This window comes from Oleiphilus sp. HI0086, from assembly GCF_001635225.1.
This window is the reverse complement of record NZ_LWFZ01001421.1, coordinates 1-709: the sequence shown is the minus strand read 5'-3', so window position 1 is coordinate 709 and position 709 is coordinate 1. Positions and strand designations below refer to the sequence as shown.

The following is a 709-nucleotide window of genomic DNA, read 5'->3' as shown; positions in this document are numbered from 1 at the left end:
TGCCTTTATGGATTGCAAAGTGCATGATGCTTGCGGGAACTAAAAAGTTGACCAAGGAGGGGAGAAAGAGTGCAAAAAAATCGCTGAATTCGATAATACCTTTTTGCCAGACCATTAGCGTGGTGATGTCGCCGAAGGGGCTGAATGCGCCACCGGCATTTGCTGCGACAACAATGTTAACGCAGCTGACCGAGACGAAGTTAGACTTACCATTTGCGACAGCGATAACGACGGCGCAAAGTATAAGTGCGGTAGTTAGATTGTCTGCGATCGGTGAAATTACGAACGCCAGGAAACCTGTGAACCAGAAAAGTTGGCGATAACTAAAACCTTTTGATATTAGCCAGTAACGTAAATCATCAAACAACCCTCTCTCTACCATGGCATTAATATAGGTCATGGCGACAAGTAAGAAGAAAAATAGCTCACTATATTCAAGGAAGTTATGCCGGATTGCAGGCTCAATTAATTCGCTATCACCAGAGCGGTGGTACGCAAAAGCAATAATAATCCATATCAGAGAGGCGGCTAGAAGAACTGGTTTGGACTTTCGCAGGTGTATTTTTTCTTCAAGTACGACAAAAACATAAGCGAGACAGAAGACGCTTAATGCCAGATAGCCAGTCCATGACGAGCTTAAATCATAGGGCTTAATCAGTTGTGGCTCACTATGCGCATTGGTAGCGAGTAGCGTGCAAGCGATTACTAA

General features: G+C 44.3%; 1 protein-coding gene. It reads right to left on the bottom strand.

Annotation, left to right across the window (positions count from 1 at the left end):
• The coding region (gene nhaD / locus A3756_RS24215; protein ID WP_197481516.1) for a sodium:proton antiporter NhaD at positions 1-703 on the bottom strand (703 nt) is incomplete at its 3' end.
• Positions 704-709: the final 6 nt, after the last annotated feature.